This window comes from Streptomyces sp. HUAS TT11, from assembly GCF_051553595.1.
Lineage (GTDB): Bacteria > Actinomycetota > Actinomycetes > Streptomycetales > Streptomycetaceae > Streptomyces.
Genome location: NZ_CP196184.1, coordinates 5,357,593 through 5,378,269, shown reverse-complemented (window position 1 = coordinate 5,378,269; position 20,677 = coordinate 5,357,593). Strand labels below are relative to the sequence as shown.

Annotated in this window: 16 protein-coding genes; 11 read left to right on the top strand and 5 right to left on the bottom strand. The window is 70.8% G+C overall.

The annotated features are described in order from the left end of the window. The first annotated feature begins 400 nt into the window (after nt 1-400). The 3 genes from ACSHXN_RS24105 (at nt 401) to ACSHXN_RS24095 (ending at nt 4,232) form a co-directional block, all read left to right on the top strand. Entirely contained in the window at nt 401-1,894 is a 1,494-nt protein-coding gene (locus tag ACSHXN_RS24105; protein ID WP_355138613.1) for an MFS transporter, read from the top strand. 263 nt (nt 1,895-2,157) lie between these two features. Further along, on the top strand, nt 2,158-2,601 hold the full coding sequence (locus tag ACSHXN_RS24100; RefSeq protein ID WP_438303685.1) for a DUF485 domain-containing protein: 444 nt from the start codon (nt 2,158-2,160) through the stop codon (nt 2,599-2,601). Beyond that, complete coding sequence (locus ACSHXN_RS24095) at nt 2,598-4,232, top strand: sodium/solute symporter (protein ID WP_355138617.1); 1,635 nt, start codon at nt 2,598-2,600, stop codon at nt 4,230-4,232. Before ACSHXN_RS24100 ends, ACSHXN_RS24095 begins: the two co-directional genes overlap by 4 nt. A 25-nt stretch (nt 4,233-4,257) precedes the next feature. Here the strand turns inward: ACSHXN_RS24095 and ACSHXN_RS24090 are convergent, their stop codons facing one another. The 3 genes from ACSHXN_RS24090 to ACSHXN_RS24080 all read right to left on the bottom strand — a co-directional run bounded on the left by ACSHXN_RS24090 (nt 4,258) and on the right by ACSHXN_RS24080 (nt 8,991). Further along, a complete protein-coding gene (locus ACSHXN_RS24090) occupies nt 4,258-5,142 on the bottom strand; it encodes a cellulose-binding protein (RefSeq protein ID WP_355138619.1) in 885 nt (294 codons plus the stop codon). A gap of 189 nt (nt 5,143-5,331) precedes the next feature. After that, the gene (locus ACSHXN_RS24085) at nt 5,332-7,971 is read right to left on the bottom strand and encodes an SUKH-4 family immunity protein (protein WP_438303684.1); all 2,640 of its coding nucleotides are present in this window, start codon (nt 7,969-7,971) and stop codon (nt 5,332-5,334) included. A gap of 9 nt (nt 7,972-7,980) precedes the next feature. Further along, on the bottom strand, nt 7,981-8,991 hold the full coding sequence (locus ACSHXN_RS24080; RefSeq protein ID WP_355138623.1) for an SMI1/KNR4 family protein: 1,011 nt from the start codon (nt 8,989-8,991) through the stop codon (nt 7,981-7,983). A 264-nt stretch (nt 8,992-9,255) separates the two neighbouring features. Here ACSHXN_RS24080 and ACSHXN_RS24075 point away from each other — a divergent pair, with 264 nt between their 5' ends. Beyond that, nucleotides 9,256-9,756 (top strand): YwqJ-related putative deaminase, encoded by a 501-nt coding sequence (locus tag ACSHXN_RS24075; RefSeq protein WP_355138625.1) that lies wholly within the window; start codon nt 9,256-9,258, stop codon nt 9,754-9,756. Nucleotides 9,757-9,838: 82 nt separating this feature from the next. Further along, nucleotides 9,839-10,333 carry an SUKH-3 domain-containing protein gene (locus ACSHXN_RS24070; RefSeq protein ID WP_331266640.1) on the top strand — a complete coding sequence of 165 codons (495 nt, stop codon included), beginning with the start codon at nt 9,839-9,841 and terminating at the stop codon, nt 10,331-10,333. Between the two features lie 60 nt (nt 10,334-10,393). Here ACSHXN_RS24070 and ACSHXN_RS24065 read toward each other — a convergent pair whose 3' ends face one another. After that, nucleotides 10,394-11,713, bottom strand: a complete 1,320-nt coding sequence (locus ACSHXN_RS24065) for a sensor histidine kinase (protein ID WP_438303683.1) — start codon at nt 11,711-11,713, stop codon at nt 10,394-10,396. Nucleotides 11,714-11,880: 167 nt separating this feature from the next. Here ACSHXN_RS24065 and ACSHXN_RS24060 point away from each other — a divergent pair, with 167 nt between their 5' ends. From ACSHXN_RS24060 to ACSHXN_RS24035, 6 genes are all read left to right on the top strand, one after another. Next, a complete protein-coding gene (locus tag ACSHXN_RS24060) occupies nt 11,881-12,738 on the top strand; it encodes a terminase gpP N-terminus-related DNA-binding protein (RefSeq protein ID WP_438303682.1) in 858 nt (285 codons plus the stop codon). A gap of 212 nt (nt 12,739-12,950) precedes the next feature. Continuing rightward, the gene (glmU, locus tag ACSHXN_RS24055; protein WP_355138631.1) at nt 12,951-14,399 is read left to right on the top strand and encodes a bifunctional UDP-N-acetylglucosamine diphosphorylase/glucosamine-1-phosphate N-acetyltransferase GlmU; all 1,449 of its coding nucleotides are present in this window, start codon (nt 12,951-12,953) and stop codon (nt 14,397-14,399) included. A gap of 132 nt (nt 14,400-14,531) precedes the next feature. After that, nucleotides 14,532-15,506: a ribose-phosphate diphosphokinase gene (locus ACSHXN_RS24050; protein ID WP_355138633.1), complete on the top strand. Its 975-nt coding sequence runs from the start codon at nt 14,532-14,534 to the stop codon at nt 15,504-15,506. Between the two features lie 184 nt (nt 15,507-15,690). Continuing rightward, a complete protein-coding gene (locus ACSHXN_RS24045; RefSeq protein ID WP_355138635.1) occupies nt 15,691-16,287 on the top strand; it encodes a 50S ribosomal protein L25/general stress protein Ctc in 597 nt (198 codons plus the stop codon). A 66-nt stretch (nt 16,288-16,353) separates the two neighbouring features. Then, nucleotides 16,354-16,956, top strand: a complete 603-nt coding sequence (gene pth / locus ACSHXN_RS24040) for an aminoacyl-tRNA hydrolase (protein WP_355138637.1) — start codon at nt 16,354-16,356, stop codon at nt 16,954-16,956. Nucleotides 16,957-17,081: 125 nt separating this feature from the next. After that, nucleotides 17,082-17,570: a hypothetical protein gene (locus tag ACSHXN_RS24035; protein ID WP_355138639.1), complete on the top strand. Its 489-nt coding sequence runs from the start codon at nt 17,082-17,084 to the stop codon at nt 17,568-17,570. 106 nt (nt 17,571-17,676) lie between these two features. Here ACSHXN_RS24035 and ppc read toward each other — a convergent pair whose 3' ends face one another. Further along, nucleotides 17,677-20,409, bottom strand: coding sequence for a phosphoenolpyruvate carboxylase (gene ppc / locus ACSHXN_RS24030; protein WP_355138641.1), 2,733 nt, complete (start codon nt 20,407-20,409; stop codon nt 17,677-17,679). Nucleotides 20,410-20,677 lie beyond the last annotated feature (268 nt).

The window sequence follows — 20,677 nt, the reverse complement described above, 5'->3', positions numbered from 1 at the left end:
GCGCCGGCGCGCTGGTGCCCGGCCCCGTCTTCCGCTGGGGAAAACCCCACCCCCTCCGGTACGGCGGGCACGCCCCCCGTGCGTCCCGGCCGCTCCCCAGCGGCGTAAAGCCAGGTTAAGAACGGACGGGGCGCGGCTCGTCCTCCGTCGGGACGAACCCTCCCCGAGCCCTGGTACGGAGCTACCCCTAGGGGCAGTCCACCGGAGGGTGGAGTCCTTCTCAGGGTGGACTCCACCCACCTGCGGCATCAGGCTCCACCCTTCCGTCGCGTGAGGGTCAAGAATCCGCGGCGCCGGGGGGCGCGCGGGGCCCTCACGCGCCCCCGGAGCCGGCCTTACCGCGGGGTCCGGGTCGGTGAGAAACTTGCGTGCGGCAGACATATGAAAGGGAGGGCGTCCGGTGGGCAGTACAAGACCCGCGACACGTGAGGCCGCACGGCACACCGGATCCGCGAGACGCGGTGCCGTCGTCGCCGCTCTGATGCTCGCGATGGCGCTCGCCGCGCTCGACTCGACGATCGTGTCGACCGCCGTACCGCAGATCGTCGGCGACCTCGGCGGCTTCTCCGTCTTCTCCTGGCTGTTCTCGGGCTATCTGCTGGCCGTGACGGTGACGCTGCCCGTCTACGGCAAGCTCTCGGACACCATGGGCCGCAAGCCGGTGCTGGTCGCGGGCGCGGTCCTCTTCCTGGTGGGCTCGCTGCTGTGCGCGGTCGCATGGAACATGGGGGCGCTGATCGCGTTCCGTATCGTGCAGGGCCTGGGGGGCGGCGCCCTCCAGGGCACGGTGCAGACGCTCGCCGCCGACCTGTACCCGCTCAAGGAGCGTCCGAAGATCCAGTCCAAGCTGTCCACGGTCTGGGCGGTGTCCGCGGTCGCGGGCCCGGCGCTCGGCGGAGTGTTCGCCGCGTACGCCGACTGGCGGTGGATCTTCCTCGTCAATCTGCCGATCGGGGCGCTCGCACTGTGGCTGATCGTCCGCCATCTGCACGAGCCGCACCGGGAACCCGGCCCCCGGCCCCGCATCGACTGGGCGGGGGCTCTCGCGGTGTTCGCCTGCGGTGGCGTCCTGCTGACGGCGCTGGTGCAGGGCGGGGTGGCCTGGCCCTGGCTGTCGGCACCCTCGCTGGCGCTGTTCGCCGCCGGGCTCGCGCTGATCGCGGTCGTGGTGGCGGTCGAGCGCCGGGCGGCGGAGCCGATCATCCCCGGCTGGGTGTGGCGGCGCCGCACGATCGCCGCGGTCAACGTGGCGCTCGGCGCGCTGGGGCTGCTGATGGTGGCCCCGTCGGTCTTCCTGCCGACGTACGCCCAGGCGGTACTCGGCCTCGCCCCGGTCGCGGCCGGATTCGTGCTCTCGGTGTGGACGCTCAGCTGGCCGGTGTCGGCGGCGCTCAGTCAGCACGTGTACCGCCGCATCGGCTTCCGGGACACGGCGCTGCTGGGCATCGGGCTCGCGGCGCTGATCCTGCTGGCCTTCCCCTTCCTGCCCTACCCCGGCTCCCCCTGGCAGCCGACCCTGCTGATGCTGCTGCTCGGCGGCGCGCTGGGCCTCTTCCAGCTCCCGCTGATCGTGGGCGTGCAGTCGACGGTCGGCTGGTCGGAGCGCGGCACGACGACGGCGTCGGTCCTGTTCTGCCGTCAGACGGGCCAGACCCTGGGGGCGTCCGTGTTCGGCGCGATCGCCAACGGCGTACTGGCGTCGCGGCTGGGCGGCGTCGGCGACCTGGACGCGGTGACACGGGCCCTGGCCAAGGGCTCCGTGCCGGAGGCGACACGCCGGGCGATCGCGTCCGCGGTCCACTCGGTCTACCTGGGCGCATCCTGTGCGGCCGCGCTCGCCTTCGTGGCCCTGCTCGTTCTGGCCCCGCGCCGCTTCCCGGTCCTCAGCGACTGACCGCCGTGATGCCGCGGCCCCGCGGGTGCGCGGCGCGGTGCCGCGCGGGTCCGGTGCCGCGCGGCCGTGCGGAGGCCGGTCCGAGAGACGTTGAATGTTGAAGTAAACGCAGGTAACAACACAGGTCGGTGAAGGTAAGCGCATACCGACCGCTCAGTTTGTCGAAAACCCCGCACAGCTCCCTACGCGCGAGTAACGTGCGTCGCCACCCCCCGCTCCCTGCGGTCCGCCGCCACGGACCCGAGCCGGCAAGGAGAATCGGGATGTCCGACGCCTTTCTGCCACCGCACTCGCTCCCCGAGTACACACCGCCGCATCACGCGCCACCGTCGCACCCGACCTACCCCTGGCAGCCGCCGCCCGCCGAACCGGTCCGCAGGCGACTGCCGCGCCACCAGCCGCTCGGGCGCCACAGCGACCTGCGCGTGCTGCGTACCGCCTACCGCCGGCAGCGGCGCGTGGCCGCCCTCACCGCGCTGGGCTACTTCACGTTCTTCCTGGTGCTGTCCGCGTTCGCGCCGTCCTTCATGACGGGCGAGGTCTCCGGCGGTCTCACCGCGGGCCTGCTGCTGGGCCTGCTCCAGGTCCCCGTCACCTGTGTCGCGATCGCCGTCTACGAGTACACCGCCCGCCGCACCGTCGACCCGATCGCCGACCGCATCCGCCGGCAGGCCGCACTGGACGCCAAGCGGGAGGCCGCACGATGACCGCGACCGCAGCCGGCGGGCTCACCGGATTCAGCAGTTCGGCGCAGACCATGTCGCTCGTGGCGTTCACCACCGTCGCCACCGTCACGCTCCTGCTGTGCGTGATGACCGGCCCGGACCGGGACGACCTCGACGAGTTCTACACCGGCTACAGCTCCCTCTCCCCGATGAGCAACGGCCTCGCCATCGCCGGGGACTACATCTCCGCCGCCACCGTGCTCAGCACCAGCGGGATCATCGCGCTCACCGGGTACGACGGTGTCGTCCTCGCCCTGAGCACGGTCCTGTCGCTGATGCTGCTGATGTTCCTGCTGGCCGAACCCCTGCGCAACGCGGGCCGTTTCACCATGGGCGACGCCCTGGCGCGGCGGATGCCGGGGCGGGCGGTCCGCATGACCGCGTGCATCGTGACCCTCGCCGCGCTGCTGCCGATGATGCTCGTCCAACTCGCCGGAGCCGGGGACCTGCTGGCCTTCATCCTCGGCTTCTCCGGCGACTCCGTGAAGACGGGGTGCATCATCGGCCTCGGCGCGCTGATGATCGGTTACGCGGCGATCGGCGGTATGAAGGGCACCGCCCTCATCCAGATCCTCAAGATCGTGATGCTGCTCGGCTCCGGCGCGACCGTCGCCGCGCTGATCCTGCACCGCTTCGACTGGGACCCGGGCGCGTTGCTCACGGCGGCCGCACGGAACAGCGGGGTAGGTTCCGCCTTCCTGCACTCGGGACTGCAGTTCGCGGGCGGTCCCGCCCCCCGCCTCGACATGATCAGCTCCGAGCTGACGGTGGTGCTCGGCGGCGCCTGCCTGCCGCACATCACCATGCGCATGTACACGGCCAACAGCGCCCGGCAGGTGCGCCGCTCGCTGTCCTGGGCGGTGCCGTCGGTGACCCTGTTCGTGCCCGTCATCACGGTCGTCGGGTTCGGCGCGACGGCCCTGATCGGGCGGGAGGCCGTCGCGGCCGCCGACCCGCAGGGCCGCACGGCCTATCTGCTGGGCTCCCGGGCGGCGTTCGGGCCGGACCTGTCCGCCGCCGCGACGCTGCTGTTCACCGCGGTGACGACGGCGATCTTCCTGACCCTGCTGGCGTCCGTGGCCGGAATGATCCTCGCCTGCGCCAACTCCCTCGCCCACGACGTGTTCGCCTCCCATGTACGGGACCTGACGCCGCGTCGCGAGATGACGGCGGCACGCCTGTCCGCGCTGGCGGTGGGCGCCCTGGCGATCCTGCTCGCCACCCTCGTCCAGCACCTGAGCCTTCAGCCGCTGGTGACGCTCTCGTTCTGCATCGGTGCGTCCGCGATCGCACCGGCACTCGTGTACACCCTCTTCTGGCGCCGCTACACCCGAACCGGCCTGCTGTGGACGCTGATCGGCGGCACGGTGACGGTGGTGGTCCTGATGACCGGAACGAACCTGGTCTCGGGCTCCCCCACCTCGGCCTTCCCGAACGCCGACTTCAACTGGTATCCGTTCACCACCACCGGTCTCGTCTCCATCCCGCTGGGCTTCGCCTACGGCTGGCTGGGCACGATCGCCTCCGGCCGCCGCCAGGCCGCGGAGCAGCGCCGACAGTACGAGGCGGTGGAGGGGTGGATCCTGGCGGGGGCGGTGCGAAGGAGCGGCTGAGAACGCGGCGCGCCCCCGGCCGGGGCTACTCCGCGACGGCCCGGCCCGTCAGCATGGCGAGGCTGTTGCGCACATGGTCCATCTGGGCCTGCACACAGTCCCATTGCTCGCCGTGCTCCCGCAGTACCCGTTCCGTCTCCCGGGCGATGCGCTCCTCCCGCAGGCGGGCGTCGGCGATGATCTCGGCGGCACGCGCCCTGGCGTCCCGCTGGATCTGCCGGGCCGACTCCTCGGCCTCGGTGAACGCCTGCTTCGCCTGCGACAGGACGGCCTCCGCCTGGGCCACCCGCTCGGCCTCCGCCGCGTCCAGCGCGGCGGCCCGCGCGGCCGCCGCGCGCTCCTCGCCCTCCTGGCGTTCGGAATGCTCCCGCTCCTGCTCGACGAGCAGCGTCTCGGTGCGCTGCCGCACCTCGCGCAGCGCGGCCAGCGCCTCCCCGCGCCCCTCCTTCACCTCGCGCCGTGCCTGGATCCGCATATCGTCGGCCTCGGCCCGGGCCGCGAGCATCCGGGTGCGGACCCGCTCCTCGGCGTCGGCACGCACCTCGCCGGCGTGGTCCTCCGCGGCCTGCCGCATCCGTCCGGCCGCTTCCTCCGCCCCGGCGAGAAGGTCCTGCGACTCCCGCCGCGCCTCGTCCCGCAGGGCGGCGGCCTCCTCCAGCGCCATGTCGAACAACCGCCGGGCCCGGTCGCCGAGGGCCTCGTACGTCTGCGGGTCCAGTTGCGACACCGTCTCGCGCAGCCGCTCCAGATCCCCCTCCATCTCCTTGGCCAGCACGGTGAGCCGGGCGGCCCGCTCCCAGGCGGCGTCACGGTCCTGCGAGAGGGCCGCGGTGTACGCGTCGACCTGATCGGGACGGTAACCCCGCCGCACGGACACGAAGCCGTGCGGCGACCCCGCTGCGCTGCTCATGGAACCCCTCTCCGCCCGACCCGCAGGAGCCGATGATTGTGCGCACATCTTGATGGATCAGACAGAAGTGTTCATAACGCGACACTCCACATGTAAGCAACGGACAGCGGTGAAGATCACCTGAAAAAGGGGCTGGGCCCGGTCGTATGTACGACCGGGCCCAGCCCTTGACGAAACCTCAGAAACGGATCACAACAACCCGTCCCACATCTGCTCCAGCAGCACCGACCACCAGCTCTCCGGCGAACCGAGCGCCGCCGGGTCCAGGGAGGCGAGTTGGGCCTGGAAGTCCACCGTCCAGCGGCCCGCCTGCTCCTGGTTGAGCCCGAACCTCAGCCGCCACATCCGCCCGAGCAGCGCAAGACAGCGCACGAACTCGGGCAGACCCGTGTTCACGAACTGCGGCGGAACGGGGACACCACCCTCCACCGGCACCGCGACGATGTTCGCCGTGCCGTACTGCACACAGATCGCCTTGCCGAAGTCGCTGCCCATGACTAGATACGAGGCCGCGTCCGCAGCGGGCTGCACGCCACGCTCCTGCGCCAGTTCGGCCAGCGTCGGCACCGGACGGCCCGGCTGGGCCTGCGCCCAGAAGAACGGGCCCATGTCCAGCGGCAGTCCGGCCACCACCAGGGTGTGCGACACGATCGGCGGCACACCCTGCCGGGAGACCGCGGCGTGATCGAACCGGAAGACCCCCGGCCCGAAGGCGCCCGCCAGCTCCTGCGCGACGCCCTCCGGCGGGATCGGCGGCACGGGCTGCACCGCGGGCAGCGGCGCACGCACCGGGCCCGGACGCGCCGGACCGTCCGCCACCTGGTGCAACTCACCCTGGTGCGCGAGCAGTTGCTGCATGCCCTGCTGACGCGAGGCATGATCGGTGCCGTACGGGGCGATACTGGTGATCCGCGCCTGCGGCCAGTTCTCCCGGATCATCCGCGCACAGTAGGCCCCCGGCAGCTCACACGACTCCAGCTCCGTGTGCAGCTCCAGCACCTGGTCCGGCGGGACGTTCATCGCCCGCAGCTCGTGGAAGATCTGCCACTCCGGATGCGGAGTGCCCGGCGCCGAACGCCGGATCAGCTGCTGCTCGGAACCGTCCTGCGCGCGGTAGCGCAGCACGGCCTGGTAGCCGGGACCCACCGTCGGCAGGCCGGAGGGCGGATACCCGTACGCCGGCTGCTGACCGGGCACCGGCTGCGCGGCCCCGGGCGGCATCCCCGGAGCACCCGGCGGCGGAGGCGCGCCGGGCCCAGCGGACGGCGGCCCGGACAGTACGGTCTCGGCGTGGTGGACGACACCCGGAGCGGCGGGCGCACCCGGAACGCCGGGAGGCATCCCCGGGACGCCGGGGGCGGCCGGCGGCTGCGGCACACCCGGACCGGACGGACCTGACGGACCGGCGAACATCGTGGCCGCGTGGTGCACACCGCCAGGAGGCGTACCACCCGGCGTGTCAGGCGCGGCCGGAGGCTGCGGAGCACCCCCGGGCGGTCCCGGAGGAACCGGCGGCCCCGCGGGAGCCGGAGGCGCCGCAGGAGTGACGGCGCCCGGCGCACGCGGCGGCACACCCGGCGCACCAGGGGCGCCCGGCGGCTGCCCAACACCCGGGCCCACTGCGCTCCCCGGCCCGTCGGGCCCGAGCTGCGACACCAACTGGGTCGGCACATAACCGCCCGCCCCGGGACCCGGCGGCGGAGGCGGCGGTGCGCCACCCGGCCGCACCCCCGGCGTGCCGGGATCACCCGGCGGACGGAGCGCACCCCCGGACCGCGCCCCCCGAGGCGGAGCCGCCTTGCTGGTCGCGGCATCGGCGATGTCGTCGGCGTTCGGCGCGAGCCGCGGGCCCGACGCGGCCGAAGCCGCCGCGGACTGCGCACCGCCGGGCGCTCCGGAAGCCTGCGGCACATCCTGCCGAGGAGCACCCGGCGCACCACCGGAACCCTGCGGATACCCGTACGCCGCAGCACCGGCACCACCCGGACCCTGCGGCACACCCGGCGCGCCGCCCGGACCCTGCGGATAACCGTACGAGGGCGCGGGCGCGGCACCCGCCCCCGGCTCCTCCACCACCGGAGCGACCGCCGTACGCGGCAGCCGGCTGCCACCCGCCATCAGCGTGGTCTCCGCATCCGGGACGGACGCGGGCGGCGGCGTACCGCCCTCGTCCGCGTCCGCCAACGGCGGCGCGAACACCGTCGCCGGCAGCGGAACCGAACGATCCTCACCCGCATCGGCGTTGGTGTCCGTCCCCGTCCACGGCGTCGCCCCCGCCGGCACACCCGGCCTCGCGTCCTGCGGCTCCCCCCGCCCGCCCCCGGCCGCAGGCCACGGCGAACCCGAAGGGGCCGCGGCAGCCGCACCACCCGGGGACCCGGCCGCCGCGGCCGGACGCGAACCCGCGCCGTCCGACACCCCGGACGACGAACCGCCGTCCCGGCGACGGTCCGGAACACCCATCCTGTCCGCCGCCTCCTGAAGCCACTCGGGCGGGCTCAGCAGGAACGACGTCTGGTTCAGATCCACCCGGGCCGGCGGCGCCGGCGCCTGCCGCGCCGCCGCGTCCACCACCCCGTACTCCTCCTCGTACCGGCGGATCACCTCACCCACCGCGAGGCCCGGCCACAGCGTCGCCTCACCGCTGTCACGAGCTATCACGAGTCGCTGCGCGCCACCGTCCGACCGCGGCCCCTCGGCCCGGTCCTCCGCCCACACCACGAACCCGAGCTCGAACTCCCGCACCCGCACCTCACGATGCTGGTACGCCGGCACATCACCGTTGATCCACTCTTCCGCGCGCTCCTGCGCCTGAGCGAACGTCACCATCGCTTCGACTCACTCCCCCACCGACGACACAGGCACCGCGCGCGCGAACCCACCGTCCACCATCAGGTTCGCCACGGTCTCCAACTCCGGCGGACCGCCCGCGAGCCGCGACAGAAACCCGTCGAAGTCGTCACCGCACGGCAACAGCAGCCGCCGCACACGCTCGGCCGCCGTCCACGACGCATCCACGTCACGCACGTCGTCATAGGCGCAGAACCAGACCGAACCGATCCCGTCACCCTTCACCTTCACGGCCAGCAGACCGCCCTGCACGAACCCGACACCCAGATAGTCCTTCGTCAGATGGTCGCGCAGACACTTGTTCATATACACAAGGTCGTTGACGGCCGCCTCGTCCCGCACCGTGAAGAACGGCTGGTCCACCAGCAGCCCCAACTCCGCGTCGAGCGCCACACCCACCGGCGCCGAACCACCCGCCGCCTTCAGAAACGACCGGTACGCGCCCGGAAGCCGGTACCCCAGCTCCTCCTCGACCCCCAGCACCTGCTGCTCCGTCACCGCCACCGACGACTTCGGCAGCCCGAAGTGCGCCGGCCGCGTCTCCTGCAACGGACGCGTCCCCCGCTTGCCGTGATCGACGCGCGTCGTCGCCACCCCGCCGTGATGCCGCAACAGCGCCTTCACCTCGACCGGAACCAACTCCAGCCGCCGCGTGCCCCGAACGTGGTGCCACGTCCACCCGTGCGGCGTCGCCACCGCCGGAATCGTGTCCCACAACTCGTTACCGGACGCCGCAGACACCGCATTCGCCGACACGTAGTCCGTCAGCCGCAACTCGTCCACACCGAACCCCTCGGGCGGCTCAGCGATCTCCGCGGCCGCACGGGCATAGGGCGAGAAGTCGGGATACCCGAACTCGTCGACCTGCACGCCCCTGGGATGCCGAGCAGCCCTCACCGGGTCCGGAAAGTGCACGACCTGTCCGGCATAAGCCGCGTTCGGCGGCGCGGCACGTCCCCCAGCCCGAGGTACCCCCAGCCCGAGCCGACCTGTCGTCATGACGTTTGCCCCCTGCGGCGTTCTGTCTGGCCTCTACGGCAGTGTGGATCGCGGATGTCACCAGCCTATGCGGTACGACGGCACCGGTCACCGGGCCACCGCTCACACACCGTGCCCGACACACCGCCACCGTGACCAGCCGTCACCCCACCGTGACCGTACGCCGAAGCCCTGGCGTGTCGCAGCGCCCCAGCTTCCGCACCGGCCAGGGCGTTTGGCAGTCTGTTTCCTCCCAGGGGGGATGCAAGGGAGGGGAAGACGATCATGAACGCAACACAAACAGGCACGTCGGGAGACCCACGCGTCGGCTGGAGCACCAGCGACGCCGCCCCCGCCCCCACCCTCCGCCACCGCCGCGACGGCATACTCCCCACCGTCGCCGCCGCCCTCTCCGCCCGCGGCGCCACCCTCACCGGCACCGCCGCCCGCGGCGACCAGCCCCCCGTCCTGCACCCCCTCGTCCAGGACTTCCTCGACACCCTCACCAGCGGCCAGCGCGACCGCTACACCGGAAGATGCGCCGAAACGATCCTCATCTCCCGGCACATCGCCACCGCCGACGCGGCCCGCACCAAACGCGCCGCACGCAAACCCATGACCAACGGCGAAGCCCGCAAAGCCCTCAAACAGGCCAAGCTCACCGCCCGCCGCATCCGCGAGGACGGCGACCCCCTGCACGGCGGCTTCGCCGCACCCTGCCGCGCCTGCACCGCACTCAGCGACCACTTCGGCGTACGCATCGTCGACCCCACGGCGCAGGACTGACCCCACGGCGCACCACCACCCCCACACCCCACCGCACGACGGCGCCCGCGCCGCGCCACGGCACTCGACGAACGAAGGGCAGATGCACGCCGACCGCACCTCCACCACACGCTTCTCCGTACCCGTCGACGCCGCACTGCGCGCCGCCGGCTGGCAACCGGGCCGCTGGGACATAAAGCAGGCGGAAGTCTGGGCCGACACCCTCCGCGGCCACACCTCCCCCGCAGGCCACCAGCACGCGGTCTTCCCCGCGGCCGTCGAAGCATGGGCGGAATTCGGCGCACTGCACATCACCGCACAAGGACCCGGCCGCGGGCTCGCCCCCGCCGCCCTCCACCTCGACCCCCTGCACGGCCTCCACATGGCCCGCACCCTCGGCGACCTCGGCCGCGCCCTCGACACCGAGGTCTGCCCCCTCGGCGAGGAGACCGACAGCCGCGCCGTCCTCGCCATCGACACCGAAGGCCGCGTCTACGCCCTCGACCACACCGGCGACTGGTACCTCGGCCCCGACATCGACCACGGCCTCACCACCCTGCTCACCGGAATCGAACCCGTACGACTCACCCCCGGCTGACGACCGGCACCACCCACACCGGCCACGGCACAAGCAAGCCGGCCCGCACCCGGAACCGCCTCACGCCACCTGGGCCGGAATGACCGCCGACACCCGGAACCCACCGGCATCCGTCGGCCCCGACACAAAAACCCCGCCCAACGCGCTGACCCGCTCCTTCATCCCGACCAGGCCGTTGCCCCCACTCGGCAACCGCGCCACCTGCGCCGAACCCGGCTCCGACGGCGGCTCGTTCTCCACCTGCATCGCGATCTCCGCCGAACGGTGCGCCAGCCGCACATGCGTCTTCGCCCCCGCCGCATGCTTGTGCACGTTGGTCAGCGCCTCCTGCACCACCCGATACGCGGTCTGCTCCACCTCACGCGCATACGCACGCACCTGCCCCTCCACCGACAGGTGCACCACCATCCCGGCCGCCGCCGACTGCCCGATCAACTCGTCCAACTCGGCCAGACACGGCCCCTCGGCCACATCCCCGACCGCCCGCGACGCCGCGGCGGCCGCAGCCGCCCCGACCGCCGCAAGCGGCACATCGTCCCGCACCGACCGGCCCGCCAGCCCCTCCCCCGTACGCAGCACACCCAGCATCTCGCGCAACTCCGTCAGCGCCTGCCGGCCCATGTCCCCGACCAGAGCGGCGTTCTTCACCGCCTTCTCCGGATCCTTCCGCGCCACCGCCTGCAGCGCCGCCGCATGCACCACCATCAGACTCACCCGATGCGCGACCACGTCATGCATCTCCCGCGCGATCCGCGTCCGCTCCTCGTTCCGCGCCCACTCGGCCCGCTCCTCCGCCCGCTCCGCGAGCAGCATCAACTCCCGCTCCAACGAGTCCGCCCGCTCCCGCAGGCTCTCCATCAGCCGCCGCCGGGCCCCGACATACAACCCGAGCAGCACGGGAGGAGCCGTCATCCCCAGCGCGGTGGTGACCGAAAGAAACGGGATGAACCCGCCCGCGATCGACAGGTCCCCGCGCACCATCCCCTGATGCGCCCGCACATACGTGACGATGAACATCCCGACGAACGACATCCCCGCCAGCGCACCGATGATCCGCCGGGGCAACTCCGAGGCCGCCAGCGTGTACAGCCCCACCAGACCCAGCAGGAAACCCATCTGCGCCGGAGTGATCGCGATCGACACGAGCACCACGGCCACGGGCCACTTCCGTCGCAGCAGCAACGTGACCCCGGCGAACAGCCCGAACGCCATCCCGACCGGACCGGGCAGCCCGGCATCCTTCGAGAACTGGATGCCCTCCATCGAGCACTCCACGGCGGACACCGCCGCGAGAGACATGTCGAGCACCGCACTACGCCACCGCGTCCACCACCACGGGCCGGTCACGGCCCCCTGGTGGACTTCCCCCGTCGTGGTCATGCCTCCAGCCTACGGGCGCAGGGCGGGGGTTTTCCGGCGAGTTTCCACGGCTGCGTCACACCACCCTCCGTAATCGAACAGAAGCGAAACCCACCGGAATCCCTCGAACTGCTGAATCACACAACGTTCGACCACGGACGACCCCATTCCGCCCGGACGGTATGCCCATGGCAGACGCACAGGGCAAATACGCGGACTTCGAAGGCCTGAGGGAACGGGCGGTCGCACTACGACGTTCGGGGCTCAGCCTTCGGCAGATCCGAGACGAGTTGAAGGTCTTCAACAACGACATCCTCAACCGGCTGGTGAAGGGAGAACCGCCCCCGGAGTGGACGAAGCGCCCGCAGGCCAGGGACGACCTGCGGGAGAGGGCGCGGGAGCTGCGGCTCCAGGGCTGGACGTACGACCGCATCGAGGCGGAACTGGGGTGCTCGAGGAGTTCGGTCTCGTTGTGGGTGCGGAACCTTCCGAGGCCGGAGCGCAGGCGCAGCCGGGAGGAAGCCTCCGCGATCTCCAACCGGGGCTGGGAGGAGAAGCTCCGTATCCGCGACGAGGAACGCCGACGGGCGAAGAAGGCGGCCGAGCAGGCGATCGGCGATCTGTCGCCCCGTGAGCTCTTCCTGGTGGGAGTGGGCCTCTACTGGGCCGAGGGCGGCAAGGACAAGCCCTACGACCGACGGGAGACCGTCACCTTCGTCAACAGCGATCCGGGCATGATCGAGGTCTTTCTCGCCTGGCTGGACCTCGTCGGAGTCGCGCGCGGGCGACTGCGCTACACCGTGATGATCCACGAGAACGCCGACGTGGCGGGCGCCGAGCAGTACTGGGCCGACCTCGTGGGGGCGGACAGGTCCGCGTTCAACAAGACGACGCTCAAGAAGCACAACCCCAAGACGGTGCGCAAGAACGTCGGCGACACCTACCGAGGCTGCCTGGTGATCAAAGTCCTGAAGGGAGCCGACTTGTACCGTCGCATCGAGGGGTCCTGGTACGGCATAGTGTTGGGTGCCAACCAGGCGGTCTGACCGAATGTCCGATTCAGCCAGGTTCCTTCCCCCATGGTGTAACCAGGCAGCACTGAGGGTTTTGGTCCCTTAAGTTCAGGTTCGAATCCTGATGGGGGAGCTGCTGGCGCCCGGGCCCTGACAGCACCGTCAGGGCCCGCTCTCATGTCGCACCGGAAACACCCCGGTATCCTGCGGTTGTCCACCCCACCATGAAGCCGAAGGGCATCTCCGTGAGCGCCAACCGCCCGGCCGCCGTCGTCGTTCTCGCAGCGGGTGAGGGCACCCGTATGAAGTCGGCCACACCCAAGGTTCTGCACGAGATCTGTGGCCGCTCCCTCGTCGGGCATGTACTCGCCGCCGCGCGCGAGTTGAAGCCCGAGCACCTCGTCGTCGTCGTGGGCCACGCCCGTGAGCAGGTCTCCGCGCACCTCACCGGGGTCGACCCGGAGGCAAGGACCGCGGTCCAGGCCGAGCAGAACGGGACGGGGCACGCCGTCCGGATGGCTCTGGAGGAGCTGGGCGGGTCCGTCGAGGGCACCGTCGTCGTGGTGTGCGGCGACACTCCGCTGCTGACGGGCGAGACGCTCCAGCGGCTCGCCGGCACGCATCAGCAGGACGGCAACGCGGTCACGGTGCTGACCGCGGAGGTGCCCGACGCCACCGGCTACGGCCGTATCGTGCGCGACAGCGGCACCGGTGCCGTCACCGCGATCGTGGAGCACAAGGACGCGAGCGAGTCCGAGCGGGCGATCAGGGAGATCAACTCCGGTGTGTTCGCCTTCGACGGGCCCCTGCTCGCCGATGCGCTCGGGAAGGTCCGCACGGACAACAGCCAGGGCGAGGAGTACCTCACCGACGTCCTCGGGATCCTGCGGGAGGCCGGGCACCGTGTGGGCGCGTCCGTGGCCGGCGATCACCGGGAGATCGCGGGCATCAACAACCGGGTGCAGTTGGCGCAGGCCCGCCGCATCCTGAACGACCGGCTGCTGACCGACGCGATGCTCGCGGGGGTGACGGTCGTCGATCCGGCGACCACCTGGGTCGATGTGACGGTGACGTTCGAGCAGGACGCGGTCGTGCTGCCGGGGACGCAGCTGCTCGGTTCGACCCACATCGGGCAGGGGGCCGAGGTGGGCCCGAACTCGCGGCTGAAGGACACCTCGGTGGGTGCGGGGGCGCGGGTGGACAACACCGTGTCCGACGGTGCGGTCGTGGGGCCGCAGGCCTCCGTCGGCCCGTACGCCTATCTCCGTCCGGGTACGCGGCTGGGTCTGAAGTCGAAGATCGGTACGTACGTGGAGACGAAGAACGCCGCCATCGGTGAGGGCACGAAGGTGCCGCATCTGTCGTACGTGGGGGACGCGACGATCGGCGAGTACACGAACATCGGCGCGGCGAGCGTCTTCGTGAACTACGACGGGCAGGACAAGCACCACACCACGGTGGGGTCGCACTGCCGCACCGGTTCGGACAACATGTTTGTGGCTCCCGTCACGGTCGGGGACGGCGCCTACACGGCCGCGGGTTCCGTGATCACGAAGGATGTGCCGGCCGGTTCGCTGGCCGTGGCCCGTGGTCAGCAGCGGAATATCGAGGGCTGGGTGGCCCGTAAGCGTCCGGGGAGCGCGGCTGCGAAGGCGGCCGAGGCGGCTGTCCGGGACGTGGAAGGCGAAGCCTGACCGGAAACAGGTGCGTCTGACACGGCGTACCGTGATAAGTGCACACCCGCACCCACCAGCTGAGACGGCCGTCGCAGCCAGCCGCGGCGTCTGCCGGCATCGAGCTGAGAACACCTCTGAGGAGACAGTGCTGTGACCGGGATCAAGACGACCGGCAAGAAGAAGTTGATGTTCTTCTCCGGCCGCGCCCACCCCGAGCTTGCCGAGGAGGTCGCCCGCCAGCTGGATGTCGGGGTCGTCCCGACGAAGGCCTTCGACTTCGCCAATGGCGAGATCTATGTCCGTTACGAGGAGTCGGCGCGTGGTGCCGACTGCTTCCTGATCCAGAGCCACACGGCTCCGATCAACAAATGGGTCATGGAGCAGTTGATCATGATCGACGCCCTGAAGCGGGCGTCGGCGCGCTCCATTACGGTGATCGTGCCCTTCTACGGTTACGCGCGGCAGGACAAGAAGCACCGTGGACGTGAACCGATTTCGGCGCGCCTGGTCGCGGATCTGATGAAGACGGCGGGTGCGGACCGCATCCTGACGGTGGACCTGCACACGGACCAGATCCAGGGCTTCTTCGACGGTCCGGTGGACCATCTCTTCGCGCTGCCGCTGCTGGCGGACTATGTGGGCGCGAAGGTGGACCGGGACAAGCTGACGGTGGTGTCCCCGGACGCGGGTCGTGTGCGGGTGGCGGACCGATGGTGCGACCGTCTGGGTGCGCCTTTGGCGATCGTGCACAAGCGGCGTGACAAGGACGTCGCGAATCAGGTGACGGTGCACGAGGTCGTCGGTGATGTGAAGGGCCGTATCTGCGTTCTGGTCGACGACATGATCGACACGGGTGGCACGATCTGTGGGGCTGCGGACGCGCTGTTCGCGCACGGTGCGGAGGATGTCATCGTGACGGCGACGCACGGTGTGCTGTCGGGTCCGGCGGCCGACCGGCTGAAGAACTCGAAGGTGAGTGAGTTCGTGTTCACGGACACGCTGCCGACGCCGGGTGAGCTGGATCTGGACAAGATCACGGTGCTGTCGATCGCGCCGACGATCGCGAGCGCGGTGCGTGAGGTGTTCGAGGACGGTTCGGTGACGAGCCTGTTCGACGAGCAGTGATGGTGGTCCGGCCGGTCCGGTAGAGATCGTTTTGGGTGTGGCCTCCCGCTCCGAGTAGACTGCTGCAGTTGCTCGGCGAGGGAGGCCGTACTCATGAGTACGGCGGTCCGTTATCGACGCGCTCTTCGTAGCAGGCCGTTCGTGGCCGGGTGACCGTCCATTACTGCTTCTACGAGGAGTGATCATGTCCGAGGTGAAGATCGCCGCCGAGACGCGCAGCGAGTTCGGCAAGGGTGCCGCGCGTCGTATCCGTCGTGACAGCAAGGTTCCCGGTGTGCTGTACGGCCACGGTTCCGAGCCGCTGCACCTGACCCTGCCGGGCCACGAGCTGCTGCTGGCGCTGCGTACGCCGAACGTTCTGATCTCGCTGGACATCGACGGCAAGAGCAATGAGCTGGCGATTCCGAAGGCCGTGCAGCGTGACCCGATGAAGGGTTTCCTCGAGCACGTGGACCTGCTGCTGGTCAAGCGTGGCGAGAAGGTCACGGTCGAGGTTCCGGTCCAGGCCGAGGGTGAGCTGGCCCCGGGTGGCAACCTGCTGGAGCACGTGCTGGCGGCGCTGCCGGTGGAGGCCGAGGCCACTCACATTCCCCAGGCGGTGACCGTTTCGGTGGAGGGTCTGGAGGCCGGTGCGTCGGTCCACGCCAAGGACATCGTTCTGCCGTCGGGTGTGACCCTGGCCGTGGACGAGGACGCCGTGGTGCTGCAGGTCCTGGCCGCGCAGGCGGAGGAGGCCGCGGGCGAGGAGGCCGCGGGCGAAGAGGCCGCCGTCGAGGCCTGATTCCCGTCGTCGTTCTGTCAGCCGCTGTTCCCGTGTGGGGCAGCGGCTGGCGCGTATCGAGGAGACATGGACGTGACCACCCCGGTAAACGGCCCTTGGCTCGTTGTGGGCCTCGGCAATCCCGGATCCGAGTACGCGATGAACCGGCACAATGTGGGGTTCATGGTGGCCGATCTGCTGGCCGAGCGGATCGGCGGGAAGTTCAAGCGGGCGGGCAAGGCGCAGGCGCAGGTCGTGGAGGGGCGGATCGGTCCGCCGGGTCCGGCGAACCGCCGGGTGATCCTGGCGAAGCCCATGTCGTACATGAACCTGTCGGGCGGCCCGGTGAACGCTCTGCGGGATTTCTACAAGGTTCCGGTGGCGAACGTCGTGGCGGTGCACGACGAGTTGGACATCGACCACGGCACCCTGCGGTTGAAGCTGGGGGGTGGGGACAACGGCCACAACGGGCTGAAGTCGATCACGAAGGCGATGGGTGCGGACTATCACCGGGTGCGGTTCGGGATCGGTCGTCCTCCGGGGCGGATGCAGGTCGCGGATTTTGTGCTGAAGGACTTCTCGCCGGCGGAGCGCAAGGAGCTGGACTACTTCGTGGACCGTGCGGCGGACGCGGTGGAGTGTCTGGTGATCGAGGGACTGGAGCGGGCGCAGGGCACGTACAACTCCTGAGTGCGGCCGAGATGGTGTGTGTGTCGGGTGCACGGCGGCGTTTCGTGCGTACAACTGGGGACTTGTCGCTTTCGGCCACGGACCGGAGTTGACCGGGCGCAAGGCCATGGCCAAGGATCGCCGGCATGCCTTCTGCCGTCTCGTCCTCTCAGGGTGCGGTCGCGGTGCTGCGGTTCGGGCGGCTCGCGGCCATGGGTGCGGTCGCCGTCCTGATCGTGGTCGCCGGCGCCTGGGGTTCCTGGGGCACCGCGCAGTACGTGATGCTGACCAAGGGTCGTGAGCGCGGCGCGATCGAGGTGACGCGGTGCGGCGCCGACACGTGCAGTGGTCCCTTCACGCCCGTCTCGCCCGGGGCGAGGGCGCGCGGGAGCGTGGTCATCGGCAAGTCGGTCGCGGTGAAGCGCGGGGAGACGTACGCGGTGATCGTGAAGCCGGGTTCGGATTCCGTCGTACGCTCCGGTCCGGCGGGTGTTCTGTATGCCTGGGTGCCGCTGGGCGGGGCGTTGCTGCTGGCCTCGGTCGTGGTGGCGGGCGGGCTGCGTGCGGTGCGTGCGGCGTGGGTGCTGGCGGGTTCCGGGGTCGCCTTGCTCACGGTGGCCTTCGCCCTGCTGTGAGGGCGTCCGGGTGATGTCCGGGGTGCCGGCCGTCCGCCGGGTGTGACGGTGCCCCCGTGCCCGCCTGCCGGGCGGGTACGGGGGCACCGTGGTGCGCGGGGCGGGCTCAGCCGGTGTTGCGCAGGCCTGCGGCGACGCCGTTGACGGTCAGCAGCAGGGCCCGGGCCAGCAGCGGGTCGGCCTCGGCTCCCTCGGCCGCCGCGTCGCGCTGGCGCTTGAGCAGGGCGACCTGGAGGTAGGAGATCGGGTCGAGGTAGGCGTCCCGGATGCCGAAGGTCTGCTTCAGGACCTGGTTGGCGTCGAGGAGTTCCTGCTCGCCGGTCACCCGCAGTACCTCACGGACCGTCAGTTCGTGTTCGGCCTCGATCGTGCCGAACACGTGCTTGAGCTCGTCGGGGACGAGGGTGTCGACGTAGTGGCGGGCGATCCGCAGGTCCGTCTTGGCGAGGGTCATCTCGACGTTGGAGATGAAGTTGCGGAAGAAGTGCCACTGTTCGTGCATCTCGTCGAGCACGCTGTCGAGGCCGGCTTCGCGCAGTGCCTTCAGGCCGGAGCCGACGCCGAACCAGCCGGGCACGATCTGCCGGGACTGGGTCCAGCCGAAGACCCAGGGGATGGCGCGCAGTCCGTCGAGTCCGGCACCGGAGTCGGGGCGCCGTGAGGGACGGGACCCGAGGTGGAGGTCGGCGAGCTGGTCCACCGGCGTGGAGGCGAAGAAGTACGCCGGCAGGTCGGGGTCCTCGACGAGCCTGCGGTAGGCGGCGTGGGCGGCGTCGGAGACGACGTCCATGGCCGCGTCCCAGCGTGCGAGGGCCTCGACGGACTGGCGGGGCGCGGTGTGCAGGGCGGAGGCCTGGAGGGTGGCGGCGACCGTCAGTTCCAGGTTCTCCCGGGCCAGGGAGGGGATCAGGTACTTGTCGGAGATGACCTCGCCCTGCTCGGTCACCTTGATCTCGCCTTCCAGGGTGCCCCAGGGCTGGGCGAGGATCGCGTCGTGGCTGGGGCCGCCGCCGCGGCCGACGGTGCCGCCGCGGCCGTGGAAGAGCCGCAGGCGTACGCCGTAGCGGTGGGCGACGTCGCGCAGCCGGCGCTGGGCGCGGTGGATCTCCCACTGGGAGGTGGTGATGCCGCCGAACTTGGAGGAGTCGCTGTAGCCGAGCATGACCTCCTGCACGTCTCCGCGCAGCGCCACGAGCCGCCGGTAGGACGGGTCGGAGAGCATGTTCTCGAGGAGGGTGTCGGCGGCCTTGAGCTCGTCGGTGGTCTCCAGCAGCGGGACGATGCCGATCCTGGCCCAGCCGGCGTGGAGGTCGATCAGTCCGGCCTCGCGGGCGAGGACCGCGGCGGCGAACACGTCGTCGGCGCCCTGGCACATGGAGATGATGTAGGACTCGATGACCTCGGGTCCGAAGACCTTCAGGGCCCGCTTGATCGTCTCGAACGTGCCGAGGGTCTTGGCGCCGGCGGCGTCGAGCGGGGCCGGTGTGGGCGCGAGGGGCCTGCGGGAGCGCAGTTCCTTGGCGAGGAGCCGGTGCCGGTACTCGCGCGGCATGTCGTCGTAGCGCCAGGACTCCTCGCCGAGCCGGTCGAAGAGCTGGCCGAGGGCGTGGTGGTGGGCGTCGGCGTGCTCGCGGACGTCCATGGTGGCGAGCTGGAGGCCGAAGGCGGCGATGGTGCGGATGGTGCGGGCGAGCCGGCCGTCGGCGAACAGGCCGCCCCGGTGGGCGCGCAGCGAGGCCTGGACGAGCCGCAGGTCGTGCAGGAGTTCGCCGGTGCCGAGGTAGTCGCGTCCGGGCTCGTGCTGGGTGCCTCTGGCGAGGCGCCGCTTGGTGTTGACGAGCTTCTGGCGGATGCAGGTGGCCTTGAGGCGGTAGGGCTCCTCGGCGTTCAGGCGCTTGTAGCGGGGGCTGATCTCGGGCAGCAGCTCGAGGTCGGCGCGGAGGGACTCCAGCAGGTCCTCGGTGGCGCCGGTGTAGCGGATCGACTGGGACAGCAGGCCGCGCAGTTCGTCGACCATCTCCAGCACGTCGTTGATGCCGTGCTCGTGCTGCAGGATCAGCACCTCCCAGGTGACCTCGGGGGTCACGTTGGGGTTGCCGTCGCGGTCGCCGCCGATCCAGGTGCCGAAGGTCAGGGGGCGGGTGCCGTCGGGGAGCTTGACACCGACGCGCTCCAGTTCCGCGGTGAGGTCCTCCAGGACGTCGCCGACGGCGCCGGCGTGCAGTTCGTCCAGGTAGTAGATGGCGTTGCGGGCCTCGTCGCTGGGCTCGGGGCGTACGACGCGCAGCTCGTCGGTCTGCCAGACGAGGTCGATGTTCTCGGCCAGGCGGATGTCGTGGCGGCGCCGGTCGGTCTCGAGGACGGGGGTCTCCAGGAGCGCGGCGATACGCCGGAGCTTGTTGAGGACGGAACGGCGTGCGGCCTCCGTGGGGTGGGCCGTGAACACCGGGCGGACGTTCAGGTGCGTGACGGTCTCACGCAGGTGCTCCGGGTCGGCGTCCTTGAGGCGGTCGGCCGTACGGGCGAGGAGTCCGCCCTCGGCGGCGCGCTTGGCGCGCAGTTCGCGGCCGCGGTGGACCTGCTCGGTGACGTTCGCGAGGTGGAAGTAGGTGGAGAAGGCGCGTACCAGCTTGGCCGCGGTCTCCAGCTCGGTGCCGCGCAGGAGTTCCGCGGCGGCCTCTCCGTCCTCTCGGGTGAGCCGGCGTACCCGCTCGACCAACTCCAGGAGTTCGGGGCCCTCCTGCCGGACGAGGGTCTCGCCGAGCAGATCACCCAGTCGGCGGATGTCGGCGCGCAGCTCGCTGCTGGTCGTCGTGGTCTGGTCGTCGGCACTGCTCACAGGTGCGGCTCCTTGCAGTATTCAGGAGGTGCGTCGCGTCAGCGACTCCCTGGAAGGGCGGTGGTGGGCGACGGGTGGAGGTCGTCTGGGAGGGAACCCGGACGGGTGCCGCGCGGTGGGTGCCGCATACGGAACGGACATCCGGGAAGGTAACAATGCGGACCGCGCTGTCCGACCGAATCAAGGATAGGTGTCCGCGCGGACGCGCAGGCTCACGGGCTCTTGCCGCCGGGCGACGCACTGCCATACTTACGATGCCGTAGGTTAC

Excerpts from the sequence above, each read along its gene's own strand:
- ACSHXN_RS24100 (WP_438303685.1), top strand. The coding sequence starts at position 2,158 with ATGTCCGACGCCTTTCTGCCACCGCACTCGCTCCCCGAGTACACACCG.
- ACSHXN_RS24095 (WP_355138617.1), top strand. The coding sequence starts at position 2,598 with ATGACCGCGACCGCAGCCGGCGGGCTCACCGGATTCAGCAGTTCGGCG.
- ACSHXN_RS24090 (WP_355138619.1), bottom strand. The coding sequence starts at position 5,142 with ATGAGCAGCGCAGCGGGGTCGCCGCACGGCTTCGTGTCCGTGCGGCGG.
- ACSHXN_RS24085 (WP_438303684.1), bottom strand. The coding sequence starts at position 7,971 with ATGGTGACGTTCGCTCAGGCGCAGGAGCGCGCGGAAGAGTGGATCAAC.
- ACSHXN_RS24080 (WP_355138623.1), bottom strand. The coding sequence starts at position 8,991 with ATGACGACAGGTCGGCTCGGGCTGGGGGTACCTCGGGCTGGGGGACGT.
- ACSHXN_RS24075 (WP_355138625.1), top strand. The coding sequence starts at position 9,256 with ATGAACGCAACACAAACAGGCACGTCGGGAGACCCACGCGTCGGCTGG.
- ACSHXN_RS24070 (WP_331266640.1), top strand. The coding sequence starts at position 9,839 with ATGCACGCCGACCGCACCTCCACCACACGCTTCTCCGTACCCGTCGAC.
- ACSHXN_RS24065 (WP_438303683.1), bottom strand. The coding sequence starts at position 11,713 with ATGACCACGACGGGGGAAGTCCACCAGGGGGCCGTGACCGGCCCGTGG.
- ACSHXN_RS24060 (WP_438303682.1), top strand. The coding sequence starts at position 11,881 with ATGGCAGACGCACAGGGCAAATACGCGGACTTCGAAGGCCTGAGGGAA.
- ACSHXN_RS24045 (WP_355138635.1), top strand. The coding sequence starts at position 15,691 with ATGTCCGAGGTGAAGATCGCCGCCGAGACGCGCAGCGAGTTCGGCAAG.
- pth (WP_355138637.1), top strand. The coding sequence starts at position 16,354 with ATGGACGTGACCACCCCGGTAAACGGCCCTTGGCTCGTTGTGGGCCTC.
- ACSHXN_RS24035 (WP_355138639.1), top strand. The coding sequence starts at position 17,082 with ATGCCTTCTGCCGTCTCGTCCTCTCAGGGTGCGGTCGCGGTGCTGCGG.